Origin of the sequence: Streptococcus sp. 4155, assembly GCF_013276695.1 — a bacterium.
Lineage (GTDB): Bacteria > Bacillota > Bacilli > Lactobacillales > Streptococcaceae > Streptococcus > Streptococcus pseudopneumoniae.
This window is the reverse complement of sequence record NZ_VMLM01000043.1, coordinates 61,076-74,956: the sequence shown is the minus strand read 5'-3', so window position 1 is coordinate 74,956 and position 13,881 is coordinate 61,076. Positions and strand designations below refer to the sequence as shown.

Here is a 13,881-nt window from a genome sequence, read left to right as displayed (position 1 = left end):
ACTTCCATGTAAAGTATAACATACTATACTTTACTTCGTAAAGTGTGGGCTCTCCGAGTGGGCTTGCAGACAGCTACTCGGCTTTTCAAGCCGAGTAGCTACGCACCTTTATGGTGTAATTAGCTGATACCATTTGAGGTTTTTGTAGTCTCCAAAATTGTGACCGATAAAACCTCAATAAAAAAGCCCTCTGAAAATCAGAGAGCTGATTTGAGCCCGGGCTAAAATCTTAGTGGAAAAGATGAAACTCCTTGTGTTCATCGAACACTGTGTCATTTCCCTATTTTCATACGGATTTTTGACACCCTTAGCATCATGATTCTTGCTAGATAATCCGTTTATAGGCTAGGCGACGAGGCGAAGATTGTACGAAACTTTCAGTGAAACAAAAAAAATCTCCCCGAAGGGAGAAAAGCTAGTTTATTTTACCTTACAGTGTTAGGAACCGTAACCGAAGATTATACTTGAGTATAGCGAGGTAAGGTGACAACGCAAAAAAGCTACCCAATTTAGAGTAGCTTTATTATCAAGATATGCTCAATTGAACACGGCCTAAGCACTTGGCAAAAAAGATAAAATCTCCTAGAAACTGAAGTTTCTTCGTCAATTTTCCTATTTTTGCTTTGTGCTTTTGACGGCCTTTGTATCTTGAATTAGCGACGAAGTCCTAGAGAGTTGATCAACTCACGGTAACGGTTAACGTCGTTTTTACGCAAGTATGCAAGCAAGTTACGACGGCGACCGATTTTTTTCATCAGTCCACGGTAAGTAGCGTGGTCTTTTTTGTGTTGTTTGATGTGTTCGTTAAGGTGGTTGATTTCCCAAGTAAGGACAGCAACTTGAACCTCTACTGAACCTGTATCACCTTCGTGACGTGCATATTGTGCGATGATTTCATTTTTTTTCTCTTTTGAGATTGCCATGATGTTTCTCCTTTTTATTTGGCTTCATCCGAGTGACAGGTTGGCATGCCTGGAACCAAGAAGAAGTTATTTGTCTTTACGACAATCCCTATTCTACCAATAACTAACTTCTTTGTCAACAGATTTACTTTCTTGTTTTAAATATGCTATAATAATCATAATAAGAAATCCAAGTTGTCTGTTTTTTAAAACGAGGTGATTATCATGCCTAGATTCTATTCCCATCTCCCCTACTATCTGGTCATATTTTTCTTTTATTGGCCACTTTATGAGTTGTTATCACTAATCATTTCTGACCCCCTTTTGCTCAAGGGTCTCTATGTAAATAATATTCTCTTCTTTACACCTCTGGTAATCTTGATTATATCGCTACTCTATAGCTACCGTTTCCGTTTCTCACTTTGGTGGTTAATTGGTAACGGACTGCTCTTTTGCTTTACTATCATAACTTTTGGTGAGTTTATACTAATTTACTTGCTAATCTATGAAACCTTTGCTCTGGTCGGCATGGCTTCCGGTATTGGTATCAAGCATATTCTGCAAAAATGAAAAACAAAAAACTTTCACAAAATCCTTGAAAAATCTCACAATCATGCTATAATAATCCATAGAGACAAGTCACTTAGTCCCTTTCTACTAGAGAGTGCGTGGTTGCTGGAAACGCATAGAAAGCCTAAACTGACACTACTCTTGAGTTTTTTATGAAAACATAAAACGGTGGCCACGTTAGAGCCAATCAGAGGTGTCCCTCTTTTTTGAGGTACATAAATGAAGGTGGAACCACGTTGCGACGTCCTTTTGAGGATGTCGCTTTTTGTTTTTCTAGCTTTCAAAATCCTCTGTCCCTGTTTTCAGAATAGGGTTAACACATTCGTCAATAATATAAGTAAGGAGAACATCATGATTAACATTACTTTCCCAGATGGCGCTATTCGTGAATTCGAATCTGGCGTAACAACTTTTGAAATTGCCCAATCTATCAGCAATTCCCTAGCTAAAAAAGCCTTGGCTGGTAAATTCAACGGCAAACTCATCGACACTACTCGCGCTATCACTGAAGATGGAAGCATCGAAATTGTGACACCTGATCACGAAGATGCCCTTCCAATCTTGCGTCACTCAGCTGCTCACTTGTTCGCCCAAGCAGCTCGTCGTCTGTTCCCAGACATTCACTTGGGAGTTGGCCCAGCCATCGAAGATGGTTTCTACTATGATACTGACAACACAGCTGGTCAAATCTCTAACGAAGACCTTCCTCGTATCGAAGAAGAAATGCAAAAAATTGTCAAAGAAAACTTCCCATCAATCCGTGAAGAAGTGACTAAAGACGAGGCACGTGAAATCTTCAAAAATGACCCTTACAAGTTGGAATTGATTGAAGAACACTCAGAAGACGAAGGCGGTTTGACTATCTATCGTCAGGGTGAATATGTAGACCTCTGCCGTGGACCTCACGTTCCATCAACAGGTCGTATCCAAATCTTCCACCTTCTCCATGTAGCTGGTGCTTACTGGCGTGGAAATAGCGACAACGCCATGATGCAACGTATCTACGGTACAGCTTGGTTTGACAAGAAAGACTTGAAAAACTACCTTCAAATGCGTGAAGAAGCTAAGGAACGTGACCACCGTAAACTTGGTAAAGAGCTTGACCTCTTTATGATTTCACAAGAAGTTGGTCAAGGACTTCCATTCTGGTTGCCAAATGGTGCGACTATCCGTCGTGAGTTGGAACGCTACATCGTTGACAAAGAGTTGGCTTCTGGATACCAACACGTTTATACTCCACCACTTGCTTCTGTTGAACTTTACAAGACTTCTGGTCACTGGAATCATTACCAAGAAGACATGTTCCCAACTATGGACATGGGTGACGGGGAAGAATTTGTCCTTCGTCCAATGAACTGTCCGCACCACATCCAAGTCTTCAAACACCATGTTCACTCTTACCGTGAGTTGCCAATCCGTATCGCTGAAATCGGTATGATGCACCGTTATGAAAAATCTGGTGCCCTCACTGGTCTTCAACGTGTACGTGAAATGTCACTCAATGATGGTCACCTCTTTGTGACTCCAGAACAAATCCAAGAAGAATTCCAACGTGCTCTTCAGTTGATTATCGATGTTTATGAAGACTTCAACTTGACTGAATACCGCTTCCGCCTCTCTCTTCGTGACCCTCAAGATACTCACAAGTACTTTGATAACGATGAAATGTGGGAAAATGCTCAAACCATGCTTCGTGCAGCCCTTGATGAAATGGGCGTGGACTACTTTGAAGCCGAAGGTGAAGCAGCCTTCTACGGACCAAAATTGGATATTCAAGTTAAGACCGCTCTTGGAAAAGAAGAAACTCTTTCTACTATCCAACTTGACTTCTTGCTTCCAGAACGTTTCGACCTTAAATACATCGGAGCTGATGGCGAAGAGCACCGTCCAGTTATGATCCACCGTGGAGTTATCTCAACTATGGAACGCTTCACCGCTATCTTGATTGAGAACTACAAGGGGGCCTTCCCAACATGGCTGGCACCACACCAAGTAACCCTCATCCCAGTTTCGAACGAAAAACACGTGGACTACGCTTGGGAAGTGGCTAAGAAACTCCGTGACCGTGGTGTCCGTGCAGATGTAGATGAGCGCAATGAAAAAATGCAGTTCAAGATCCGTGCTTCACAAACAAGCAAGATTCCTTACCAATTGATCGTTGGGGACAAGGAAATGGAAGACGGAACAGTCAACGTTCGTCGCTACGGCCAAAAAGAAACACAAACTGTCTCAGTAGATGATTTTGTTCAAGCTATCCTAGCTGATATAGCCAACAAATCACGCGTTGAGAAATAAGAGCCTAGCATAAAAGCCTCCAGTCCGGAGGCTTTTTCGTCTATTCTCACTCAAGGACTAGGTTCACTTGAGCAAACTGAATCCGCACTGTCGTTCCTTTTCCGACCTCAGACTCGATACGAATCTGGTGCCCCAGTTCTTCAGAAATTTTCTTAGATAGGTAAAGGCCAAGTCCAGAGGACTGCTGGGTTAGGCGTCCATTGTATCCTGAAAAGCCACGTTCAAAGACTCGGAGGACATCACTATTTTTTATCCCGATTCCTGTATCCTTGATACAGAGCTCTTGACCGTCCATATAAATCTCCAGACTACCTTCCTTAGTGTACTTGAGACTATTTGAGATGATTTGCTCAATAACCACTAGCAGCCACTTTTTATCCGTCACGATTTCTTTATCAAGGTCATGTAGATTGACATTTAAGCCTTTTTGAATAAAGAAAAGAGCATATTTACGAATTATTTCCTTAACCAAGTCCTCAATTTGAACCTGCTTTAAGACCAAATCATCATGAAAACTTTCTAAACGCAGGTACTGTAAAACTAAATTGGTATAGGAGTCAATCTTGAAAATTTCCTGTTCTAATTGCTGCTTCAGTTGGCGGTCGACCACTTCTGCAACTAAGAGTTGACTGGCTGCAATGGGGGTCTTAATCTGATGGGCCCACAAGGTATAGTAATCCAGCAAATCCGTCAGTTTTCTTTCTGCGTCAGACCTCTGCTGATAGAGTTCCATCTCACGCGCTTCTAATTTTTCAGCCAAGGCTCTTTCCAAAGGAGACTGAGCTTCCCTCTCCCCATAGAGAATTTCCTGACGATAGACCTGCGTTTCCACCAATATGTCCCAAGTGAAAAATAAGATGGTTACAAAGCAACACAAGAGGAAAAAGTAGAGAAAGTAAGTTCCCAAACTTGCAAATAAAAACTGAAAGAGCAAAATCAGAAATGCTAAAGCAAGCAGATAGACAAACAGACGACTACGGGAGCGCAGATAGGCTAGAAAAAATTGTTTCCAATCAAGCATGCTTCAGTCCGTACCCTATCCCTTTCTTGGTCTCGATAAATCCTACCAAGCCCTGCTCTTCCAATTTTTTACGCAAACGAGCCACATTGACAGAGAGGGTATTATCATCAATGAAAAAATCACTGTTCCAAAGTTCCCGCATGAGGTCGTCACGCGCTACAATATTGCCTGCATGCTCAAACAAAACTCGTAAAATCTGGAATTCGTTCTTGGTCAAATTCAAGACTTGGCCTTGATAATGTACATCCATAGATTTGGTATTGAGGATAACACCAGCATATTCCAGTAAACTCTCGTCACGCCCGAACTCATAGGAACGACGCAGCAAGCCCTGAACCTTGGCTAAAAGAACCTGCTGGTCAAAAGGCTTGGTCACAAAGTCATCCGCGCCCATATTGATTGCCATGACAATATCCATAGCCTGGTCTCTCGAAGACAGAAACATGATAGGCACCTTGGAAATCTTGCGGATTTCCTGACACCAGTGATAGCCATTAAACAAGGGCAGCCCAATATCCATGAGGACCAGATGAGGTTCCGATTGGACAAAAAGACTCAAAACTTCCATAAAGTCTTCTACCAAAACCACTTCAAATCCCCATTCAGAGAGCATTTTCCCGACCTGTTGACGAATAACCTGATCATCTTCTACTAGTAAAATCTTGTGCATGCGCTCCTCCTTTTCTATTATTATAACAGATTTTTCCATGCTCGAATGTCTGAAACTGAATTTGACATAGCTTGTTTTTAGCCAACATAGTGAGGCAATCCTAGTAGCTAATTTGAGGGAAATTTGATAAGATAAATAAAAAGAAAGGAGCACTTATGACCAATATTTTTGACTACCTGAAAGTTGTCGCATATGATTCCTTTTACGACCTACCTTTAAATGAATTAGACATTCTAACCTTAACAGAAACCACCTACCTTCCCTTTGATAATCTAGTCTCCTCAACTCCTCAGCGACTTTTAGATTTGGCACCTCAGGTTCCAAGAGAGTCCAGCATGTTGACCAGTAAAAATCGTCTCCAATTATTGGATGAATTAGCTCGACACAAGCGCTTCAAAAATTGCAAACTCTCCCATTTTATCAACGACATCGACCCTGAATTGCAAAAGCAATTTGCGGCTATGACCTACCGCCTCACTCTCGATACCTATCTGATTGTCTTTCGTGGGACTGATGACAGTATCATTGGCTGGAAGGAAGATTTCCACATGACCTATATGAAGGAAATTCCTGCTCAAAAGCACGCCCTATGCTATTTAGAGAACTTTTTTGTCCACCACCCTAGGAAAAAAGTCATTCTAGCTGGGCATTCCAAGGGAGGAAATCTAGCTATCTATGCTGCTAGTCAAATTGAGCAAAGCTTGCAAAATCAGATTACCGAAGTCTATACATTTGATGCACCTGGTCTCCATCAAGAATTGACACAGACCGAAGGTTATCAAAGGATAATGGATAGAACCAAGGTCTTCATTCCACAAGGTTCCATTATCGGTAGGATGCTGGAAATTCCTGCCCACCAAATCATCGTTCATAGCACTGCCTTGGGTGGCATCGCCCAGCACGATACCTTTAGTTGGCAGATTGAGGACAAGCACTTCGTCCAACTGGATAAGACCAATAGTGATAGTCAACAGGTAGACACAACCTTTAAAGAATGGGTAGCGACAGTCCCTGATGAAGAACTTCAGCTCTACTTCGACCTCTTCTTTGGCACCATTCTAGCTGCTGGAATTAGCTCCATCAATGACCTGTCTTCCTTTAAGGCTATTGAACACATTCATCATCTCTTTGTCCAAGCTCAATCCCTCACTCCAGAAGAAAGGGAAACCATGGGACGCCTTACCCAATTATTGATTGATACCCGTTACCAAGTCTGGAAGAATAGATAAAAAGCTTATGAAAAGGTAATACTCTTCGAAAATCTCTTCAAACCATGTCAGCGTCGCCTTACCGTATATATGTTACTGACTTNNTGCGGCTAGCTTCCTAGTTTGCTTTTTGATTTTCATTGAGTATAAAAACCTTCTCATAAGCTTTTCTTGTTTTAAAGAAAAAATCAATCCTTCATCTGACTCTCTGCATCGGCCACGACTTGTTCTAGGCTGGTCTGACCAAGTTCAGCCTCCATAGCTCGCTGGATTCTCTCCAATTTTTGATCCAAAACCTCATGAATATGAGCTCCGACTGGGCAATTTGGATTTGGATTGTCATGGAAACTAAAGAGTTGGCCTGTCTTACCAAGACACTCCACCGCCTGATAAACATCTAAAAGACTAATGTCTTTGAGATCCTTGACAATCTCTGTCCCCCCTGTTCCACGCGCTACTGAAATCAGCTCGGCCTTCTTCAACTGAGACAAGGTTTTTCTGATAATGACAGGATTGACCCCAACACTAGCAGCCAGAAAATCACTGGTCACCTTGCTTTCCTTCCCCTTGAGGGCAATGATTATCAGCATATGAGTCGCAATGGTAAATCTACTTGGAATTTGCATGCTCTTCTCCTTTTTACGAGGCTCCCCTGCCTCTACTCTTCTTTTTCTTTTATTATACCCTTTTTAGTTGTAATGTCAATCATTACCACTTTTTAACCAGGCATCTAATTCCCTATCATAGCCCTCTTTCTGCGCCAATTCTCTCAGAAATTCCTGATGATGAGTATGGTGGATACCATTGACCAGACTTTCATAATAAACCTCAAAATAGGGAAGTCTCAGGTCTTTAGCTAGCTGCAATTCAGCTGCTACATCGTAGTCTACCCGTCGGAAATCCATATCTACCAAGCCCTTGTCATCAAACTCCAAAATCATATACTGGGCCCGCAAGTCCTTCCGCAACTGGGCATCCAAAAAGAAAGGCTGCCCAATCGAACCCGGATTAACAATCAATTGCCCACCAGTTCCGTAACGAAGCAACTGCTGGTGAATATGTCCATAAACAGCAATATCACAAGGTGGATTGGTCACCAAGCGGTCAAAATCCTCTTGCGCTCCAGTATGAATCAACTCACGCCCCCAATTCTTATCAGGTAGATGATGGCTAATTCCCACCGTCAAAGCCCCAAACTGACGATGAAGCTGGAGTGGTTGATTGTGGAGCAATTCGATTTCTTCTAGGGAAATTTCCTCTAAAACATATTGGCACTGGCGCAAGAGATAGCGTTGACTGGGACGAGTACTATCCAATTCCTTGCGGACACCATGCCAAAGACTGTCTTCCCAGTTTCCCAAAACTCTAGCTGTAATCGGTAGTTGAGCCAACAAGTCCAAAATCCTTCTACGCCCTGTCCCTGGCATGAGAATGTCTCCCAAAAGCCAGTATTCATCCACTCCTAGCTGCCGAGTATCTGCCAAAACAGCCTCCAAGGCTGTAGTATTTCCATGAATATCTGAAAGAAGAGCTATTTTTGTCATATTCATCTCCTCGTTTTTTCTCTTGCAATAAGTATAACATAAAAAGTCACAGCTAGAGAAATCTAGCTTTTTTTGATATACTAGATAAAGATATTAGACAAGAGGAAACGAATGACCCCGAATAAAGAAGATTATCTAAAGTGTATTTATGAAATTGGCATAGACCTGCATAAAATTACTAACAAGGAAATTGCGGCTCGTATGCAAGTCTCTCCCCCTGCCGTAACTGAAATGATTAAACGGATGAAGAGCGAAAATCTCATCCTCAAGGACAAGGAATGTGGCTATCTACTGACGGACCTTGGGCTCAAACTGGTCTCAGAGCTCTACCGTAAGCATCGCTTGATTGAAGTTTTTCTAGTCCATCATTTAGACTATACGAGTGACCAGATTCACGAGGAAGCTGAGGTATTGGAACATACTGTCTCTGAGCTATTCGTGGAGAGACTAGAAAAATTACTTGGATTCCCCAAGACTTGCCCTCACGGAGGAACTATTCCTGCCAAGGGAGAACTCCTGGTTGAAATCAATAACCTGCCACTAGCTGACATCAAGGAAGCTGGCGCCTACCGCCTGACTCGTGTGCACGATAGTTTTGACATTCTCAGTTATTTGGATAAGCACTCACTTCACATCGGTGATCCTCTCCAAGTCAAGCAGTTTGATGGCTTCAGCAATACCTTCACTATCCTCAGTAAAAACGAGAATTTGCAAGTAAGTATGGACATTGCAAAACAACTCTACGTCGAAAAAATCGACTAATTTCTCAAGTACCCCAACCAACCCTGAAAGTTTTATTTTCAGGGTTTTCTTATCTATTTTTTATATCAAAAACGATAGTAAGCGCTTCCATAATCCAACTAAATATTGTATAATAATTATATAAACTATTCCGTCACTAACAGATGAAAAAAGGAGGGCTTATCATGAAAAAATCATCTTCATCAAAACCATTGAGCTCCTTGTCATTGATGGAATCATGCTGGGCATTTTGGCTTTTAAAGAGGTGCTTACTTGGGATTGGATTTTGATTTATAGCGGTTAGCTCATTTTCTTTCACCCTGTGCTGTTGACCTATCTTTCTAACCAGCTTTGTGACCACTTTAGTCAACTCTATTCCCAGATTAGACCGAGATTCTGGCGCTTTGCCTTACAAATCCTTCTATGGGATATCCTGATGATTCTCTCCTTGATATGTTTAAGTGGTACCCCACTTTTCCTTCAGGGGACTCTCCTCATCCTAGGACATCTCATCCCTTCCTATCGCACCTGCCAAATCCTGAAACAAGACTTTCCCCAAGCCTATCAAGCACCGATTTCTTTTGGAGTATTTTATGATAGATGAGAAAAACCAAGCCGGCTGGGCTTGATCTTTCTTATCTATTTTTAGTATCTAGGATAATGGTAACTGGCCCATCATTGACCAGCTCAACCTGCATATCCGCTCCAAAGATACCTGTCTGAACAGGCACTTCTTGCGCTAGTTTTTGGTTGAAAACATCATAGAAGTCTGATGCCATATCAGGTTTGGCTGCTTCTGTAAAGGCTGGACGATTGCCTTTCTTGGTATCCGCAAAGAGGGTAAACTGGGAAATAGAAAGGATTTCTCCTTCAATATCTTTGACAGATAGGTTCATCCTGCCTTCTGCATCTGAAAAAATCCGCATATTGACCAGTTTTCTCACAGCATAGTCCAAATCTTCCTCTTGGTCCTCTGGTCCAACACCAACCAGCAATAAGAGCCCCTGATTGATTTTTCCCTGAACCTGACCTTCGATACTGACTTGGGCTTTTTTAACACGTTGGATAATGATTTTCATAATAGCCTTTCTAGTAAGAACTCAGACAATTAACCGTTGGTTCGTTTGACAGAGTAAACTTCTGGCACACTCTTAATCTTGTCCACAACCGTAGTCAGCGTCGAGAGGTTGGTAATGCCAAAGGACACATGGATATTGGCAAATTTCATATCCTTGGTTGGTTGGGCATTGACTGTTGAAATATTCTTGGTTGTGTTTGAGAGAACTTGCAGTACATCGTTCAACAATCCTGTACGGTTGAGGCCATAAATATCAATATGAGCCATATACTCTTTATTTGAGCTAGAGTACTGACCTTCCCACTCCACATCAAGGAGACGTTGCTCGTAGTTTTCTTGGGCGCGCAGGTTCATACAGTCCACACGGTGAATAGCCACACCACGACCCTTGGTAATGTAGCCGACAATATCATCACCAGGCACGGGGTTACAACACTTGGCAATCCGCACTAGGAGACCAGAAGCACCTTCAATGACCACACCACCTTCATGCTTGACCTTGAGGGTTTCTTTATTTTCAACCTTGACCTCGCCACCTTTGACAAGTTCTTCTGCCTCAGCCTTGGCCTTGGCACGTTCTTCTTCACGACGTTCCTTTTCAGTCAGACGATTAAAGACAGTAATAGCACCGATTTCCCCAAAACCAATGGCCGCAAAGAGGGAGTCTTCTGTCTTGTAGCTGGTCTTTTGCAGGACTTGGTCCATATGACGCTTGTCCATAAATTTATTGGCCACATAACCATTTTCTTGGAACTGGGTCATCAACATTTCACGACCCTTATTAACAGATAATTCCTTATCTTGGTTTTTAAAAAACTGACGAATCTTGTTGCGCGCCTTGCTGGTCTTGACCATATTGAGCCAGTCGCGGCTAGGTCCAAAGGAGTTGGGGTTGGTGACAATTTCAACCTGATCCCCTGTTTTGAGCTTGGTTGTCAGTGGAACCATACGGCCGTTGACCTTGGCACCAGTCGCTTTTTCACCGACTTTAGTATGGATTTCATAAGCAAAGTCAATAGGTCCTGAATCTTTTGGAAGAGAACGGACAGCTCCATCTGGTGTAAAGACGTAAATCTCCTCAGCCAGATAGTTTTCCTTAACAGAGTCCACAAATTCCTTGGCATCATCAGCCTGATCTTGAAGCTCCATCATCTCCTTGATCCAGTTCATCCCAATAGCAGACTCCTTACTGTTAACCTGCCCCTTAACGCCTTTCTTATAAGCCCAGTGAGCCGCAACCCCGTACTCAGCCACCTCGTGCATGGCCTTGGTCCGAATTTGGAATTCAATCGGTCCTTTTGGCCCATAGACAGTCGTATGGATAGACTGGTAACCATTTGCCTTGCGGTTAGCGATGTAGTCCTTAAAGCGACCAGGCATGGGTTTCCAAAGTTCATGCACATAACCAAGCATGGCATAAACATCACTTTGGGTATCCAAAATACAACGAATGGCAATCAGGTCATAGATTTCCTCAAACCGTTTTCTCTTGTCCTGCATTTTGCGGAAAATTGAGTAAATATGCTTGGGACGACCATAAATCTTCCCTTTCAAGTGACGATCTATCGTATACTCCTCTAATTTTGTGACTACCTCATCCACCAAGGCTTCACGCTCTCTGCGCTTTTCCTTCATCATATTGGTAATCTTGTAAAACTCTGTCGGGTTGAGATAACGGAAAGACAGGTCTTCCAATTCCCATTTGACACTGGAAATCCCCAAACGGTGAGCAAGTGGGGCATAGATTTCCATAGTTTCTTTGGAAATGCGCTCCTGCTTGTCTTTTCGAAGATGTTTCAGGGTTCGCATATTGTGCAAGCGGTCAGACAGTTTGACCAAGATAACGCGGATGTCCTCAGACATGGCCATGAGCATCTTGCGATGATTTTCAGCCAACTGCTCTTCGTGAGACTTGTACTCGACCTTGCCAAGCTTGGTGACTCCGTCAACAATCACGCGCACATCGGGACCAAACTCTCTTTCCAAATCGTCCAAGGTCGCATCTGTATCTTCCACCACATCATGCAAGAAACCACAAGCTACCGTTACAGCATCCAGCTTGAGTTTGGCTAGAATACCTGCCACTTGAATAGGGTGAATGATATAAGGCTCGCCTGATTTGCGGTATTGACCACTATGACAATCCACCGCATAGACCAAGGCCTTATGGACAAAATGGACATCCTCTTCCGTTAAATATTCTTTGGTTAAAGCGACAACTTCTTCGCCTGTTAAATTCACTTCTTTTGGCATCTCTACTCTCCAATTCTTCCTACCATTTTATCACTTTTTTAAGAATATGAAAACTAGATTGGAACAGAATAAGAAAAAATAATTCAGAATTGCTTGATAATTCTGAATTATTGGTCCATAATATACTACGAAGTTAGATTTTAAACTTAGGTGATAGAAGGAGAGATAGAAGAACGGAAACCATATTGTAACCCAAAGACTTTTTGACTTCCCCAATTCCATTGAAGATACGAAAGATAAACGGTGGAACTCGTGTCACATACACTGGTACCTTGACTGGATTTTGGAATTAATACTCAATGAAAATCAAAGAGCAAACTAGGAAACTAGCCGCAGGTTGCTCAAAGCACCGCTTTGAGGTTGTAAATAGAACTGACGAAGTCAGCTCAAAACACTGTTTTGAGGTTGTGGATAGAACTGACGAAGTCAGTAACCATATATACGGCAAGGTGACGCTGACGTAGTTTGAAGAGATTTTCGAAGAGTATAAAAATCCTCAAGATACTTTCTTCTATCCTTTAGTTTATAAGGAGAACACCTATGAAAAAAGCTGCTATTTCTATCTTTGCTCTCCTAGTGTTAGGAGTTAGCTGCCTGTTTCTATTCAGCCAACAAAGCTATAAAAAAACAGTCGTTCAATACTAGGCTAAGGATCAGAACCTGCCCAATAGGATAACTTATAGTGAATATAGCGATAAACGAGAAGCCAACTACGGTGGCACTCTAAACATCACATCTATCAAACAAGCTAGTGACGGAGTTTATGCAACCTATGGAGGGCAATTGACACCTTTCCAATATTGATAAATTGATAACCAGCCTGTCTTCATCTAGTCATGCTGGTTTTTAAGTTCATTCTAAATCCTTACCTATTTCCCCCAACTATGCTATACTTAATTTAGTACATTCTTTGAGATTGGAGCTAATATGAAAATTCATAAAACTGTGAATCCTGTTGCCTATGAAAACACCTATTACCTAGAAGGCGAAAAGCACCTTATCGTAGTAGATCCTGGTAGTCATTGGGAAGCCATTCGTCAGACAATCGAGAACCTCAACAAACCGATCTGCGCTATTCTCCTGACCCACGCTCATTATGACCATATCATGAGTCTGGACTTGGTGCGCGAGACCTTTGGCAATCCTCCTGTCTATATCGCAGAGAGCGAAGCCAGCTGGCTCTACACTCCTGTCGATAATCTCTCCGGTCTCCCTCGCCACGATGATATGGCAGATGTGGTCACAAAACCTGCAGAACACACCTTTGTCTTTCACGAAGAATACCAACTAGAGGAATTTCGTTTTAAGGTTCTACCGACCCCAGGGCACTCTATCGGTGGTGTTTCCCTAGTCTTTCCTGATGCTCACCTAGTCTTGACGGGAGATGCTCTGTTCCGCGAAACAATTGGACGGACGGATCTTCCGACTGGTAGTACAGAGCAACTCCTTCATAGTATCCAGACCCAACTCTTCACCCTACCAAACTACGATGTCTATCCAGGACATGGTCCAGCTACTACTATCGCTCACGAAAAGGCCTTCAATCCCTTTTTCTAGCAAGATGATGACAATCGATAGCACAATTTAATACTCAATGAA

General features: G+C 42.4%; 13 protein-coding genes and 2 pseudogenes. 8 read left to right on the top strand and 7 right to left on the bottom strand.

Translation table 11 applies throughout. The features are described 5' to 3' along the window. Positions 1-653 precede the first annotated feature (653 nt). The gene (gene rpsO, locus HT715_RS05960) at positions 654-923 is read right to left on the bottom strand and encodes a 30S ribosomal protein S15 (RefSeq protein ID WP_001018251.1); all 270 of its coding nucleotides are present in this window, start codon (positions 921-923) and stop codon (positions 654-656) included. A 204-nt stretch (positions 924-1,127) separates the two neighbouring features. Here rpsO and HT715_RS05955 point away from each other — a divergent pair, with 204 nt between their 5' ends. The 3 genes and pseudogenes from HT715_RS05955 (at position 1,128) to thrS (ending at position 3,767) form a co-directional block, all read left to right on the top strand. Continuing rightward, a complete protein-coding gene (locus HT715_RS05955) occupies positions 1,128-1,472 on the top strand; it encodes a hypothetical protein (protein ID WP_054388035.1) in 345 nt (114 codons plus the stop codon). A 102-nt stretch (positions 1,473-1,574) separates the two neighbouring features. Next, a pseudogene (locus tag HT715_RS12430) lies at positions 1,575-1,783 on the top strand (hypothetical protein). 40 nt (positions 1,784-1,823) lie between these two features. Continuing rightward, positions 1,824-3,767 carry a threonine--tRNA ligase gene (gene thrS / locus HT715_RS05950; RefSeq protein ID WP_138706556.1) on the top strand — a complete coding sequence of 648 codons (1,944 nt, stop codon included), beginning with the start codon at positions 1,824-1,826 and terminating at the stop codon, positions 3,765-3,767. A gap of 46 nt (positions 3,768-3,813) precedes the next feature. Here thrS and HT715_RS05945 read toward each other — a convergent pair whose 3' ends face one another. Both HT715_RS05945 and HT715_RS05940 read right to left on the bottom strand, forming a co-directional pair. Continuing rightward, complete coding sequence (locus HT715_RS05945) at positions 3,814-4,788, bottom strand: sensor histidine kinase (RefSeq protein ID WP_054388033.1); 975 nt, start codon at positions 4,786-4,788, stop codon at positions 3,814-3,816. Then, a complete protein-coding gene (locus tag HT715_RS05940; RefSeq protein ID WP_000548993.1) occupies positions 4,781-5,458 on the bottom strand; it encodes a response regulator transcription factor in 678 nt (225 codons plus the stop codon). Before HT715_RS05940 ends, HT715_RS05945 begins: the two co-directional genes overlap by 8 nt. Positions 5,459-5,613: 155 nt before the next feature. Here HT715_RS05940 and HT715_RS05935 point away from each other — a divergent pair, with 155 nt between their 5' ends. Continuing rightward, the gene (locus HT715_RS05935; RefSeq protein WP_054388032.1) at positions 5,614-6,687 is read left to right on the top strand and encodes a DUF2974 domain-containing protein; all 1,074 of its coding nucleotides are present in this window, start codon (positions 5,614-5,616) and stop codon (positions 6,685-6,687) included. A gap of 167 nt (positions 6,688-6,854) precedes the next feature. On the opposite strand, the gene HT715_RS05930 is transcribed toward HT715_RS05935, so the two are convergent. After that, the gene (locus tag HT715_RS05930; protein ID WP_001166799.1) at positions 6,855-7,292 is read right to left on the bottom strand and encodes an Rrf2 family transcriptional regulator; all 438 of its coding nucleotides are present in this window, start codon (positions 7,290-7,292) and stop codon (positions 6,855-6,857) included. 75 nt (positions 7,293-7,367) lie between these two features. Next, positions 7,368-8,210 carry a metallophosphoesterase family protein gene (locus HT715_RS05925; protein ID WP_054388031.1) on the bottom strand — a complete coding sequence of 281 codons (843 nt, stop codon included), beginning with the start codon at positions 8,208-8,210 and terminating at the stop codon, positions 7,368-7,370. Between the two features lie 111 nt (positions 8,211-8,321). On the opposite strand from HT715_RS05925, the gene HT715_RS05920 reads away from it, so the two are divergent. Further along, positions 8,322-8,972, top strand: a complete 651-nt coding sequence (locus HT715_RS05920) for a metal-dependent transcriptional regulator (protein WP_000188518.1) — start codon at positions 8,322-8,324, stop codon at positions 8,970-8,972. 217 nt (positions 8,973-9,189) lie between these two features. Beyond that, positions 9,190-9,555: pseudogene (locus HT715_RS12425) on the top strand (hypothetical protein). A 31-nt stretch (positions 9,556-9,586) separates the two neighbouring features. On the opposite strand, the gene dtd reads toward HT715_RS12425, so the two are convergent. Both dtd and HT715_RS05900 read right to left on the bottom strand, forming a co-directional pair. Continuing rightward, entirely contained in the window at positions 9,587-10,030 is a 444-nt protein-coding gene (gene dtd, locus HT715_RS05905; RefSeq protein ID WP_000691425.1) for a D-aminoacyl-tRNA deacylase, read from the bottom strand. Between the two features lie 29 nt (positions 10,031-10,059). Beyond that, on the bottom strand, positions 10,060-12,282 hold the full coding sequence (locus HT715_RS05900; RefSeq protein ID WP_050207829.1) for a bifunctional (p)ppGpp synthetase/guanosine-3',5'-bis(diphosphate) 3'-pyrophosphohydrolase: 2,223 nt from the start codon (positions 12,280-12,282) through the stop codon (positions 10,060-10,062). Positions 12,283-12,581: 299 nt separating this feature from the next. Between HT715_RS05900 and HT715_RS11905 the strand changes: the two genes are divergently transcribed. Together HT715_RS11905 and HT715_RS05890 are read left to right on the top strand one after the other, a co-directional pair. Then, positions 12,582-12,746, top strand: a complete 165-nt coding sequence (locus tag HT715_RS11905; protein ID WP_050207832.1) for a hypothetical protein — start codon at positions 12,582-12,584, stop codon at positions 12,744-12,746. Positions 12,747-13,209: 463 nt separating this feature from the next. Continuing rightward, the gene (locus HT715_RS05890) at positions 13,210-13,839 is read left to right on the top strand and encodes an MBL fold metallo-hydrolase (protein ID WP_000690861.1); all 630 of its coding nucleotides are present in this window, start codon (positions 13,210-13,212) and stop codon (positions 13,837-13,839) included. Positions 13,840-13,881 lie beyond the last annotated feature (42 nt).

What these genes read in the sequence shown, in the direction of transcription:
- HT715_RS05890 (WP_000690861.1), top strand. Translation starts at nt 13,210, where the DNA reads ATGAAAATTCATAAAACTGTGAATCCTGTTGCCTATGAAAACACCTAT.
- thrS (WP_138706556.1), top strand. Translation starts at nt 1,824, where the DNA reads ATGATTAACATTACTTTCCCAGATGGCGCTATTCGTGAATTCGAATCT.
- HT715_RS05920 (WP_000188518.1), top strand. Translation starts at nt 8,322, where the DNA reads ATGACCCCGAATAAAGAAGATTATCTAAAGTGTATTTATGAAATTGGC.
- HT715_RS05955 (WP_054388035.1), top strand. Translation starts at nt 1,128, where the DNA reads ATGCCTAGATTCTATTCCCATCTCCCCTACTATCTGGTCATATTTTTC.
- HT715_RS05935 (WP_054388032.1), top strand. Translation starts at nt 5,614, where the DNA reads ATGACCAATATTTTTGACTACCTGAAAGTTGTCGCATATGATTCCTTT.
- HT715_RS11905 (WP_050207832.1), top strand. Translation starts at nt 12,582, where the DNA reads ATGAAAATCAAAGAGCAAACTAGGAAACTAGCCGCAGGTTGCTCAAAG.
- dtd (WP_000691425.1), bottom strand. Translation starts at nt 10,030, where the DNA reads ATGAAAATCATTATCCAACGTGTTAAAAAAGCCCAAGTCAGTATCGAA.
- HT715_RS05900 (WP_050207829.1), bottom strand. Translation starts at nt 12,282, where the DNA reads ATGCCAAAAGAAGTGAATTTAACAGGCGAAGAAGTTGTCGCTTTAACC.
- HT715_RS05945 (WP_054388033.1), bottom strand. Translation starts at nt 4,788, where the DNA reads ATGCTTGATTGGAAACAATTTTTTCTAGCCTATCTGCGCTCCCGTAGT.
- HT715_RS05925 (WP_054388031.1), bottom strand. Translation starts at nt 8,210, where the DNA reads ATGACAAAAATAGCTCTTCTTTCAGATATTCATGGAAATACTACAGCC.
- HT715_RS05940 (WP_000548993.1), bottom strand. Translation starts at nt 5,458, where the DNA reads ATGCACAAGATTTTACTAGTAGAAGATGATCAGGTTATTCGTCAACAG.
- HT715_RS05930 (WP_001166799.1), bottom strand. Translation starts at nt 7,292, where the DNA reads ATGCAAATTCCAAGTAGATTTACCATTGCGACTCATATGCTGATAATC.
- rpsO (WP_001018251.1), bottom strand. Translation starts at nt 923, where the DNA reads ATGGCAATCTCAAAAGAGAAAAAAAATGAAATCATCGCACAATATGCA.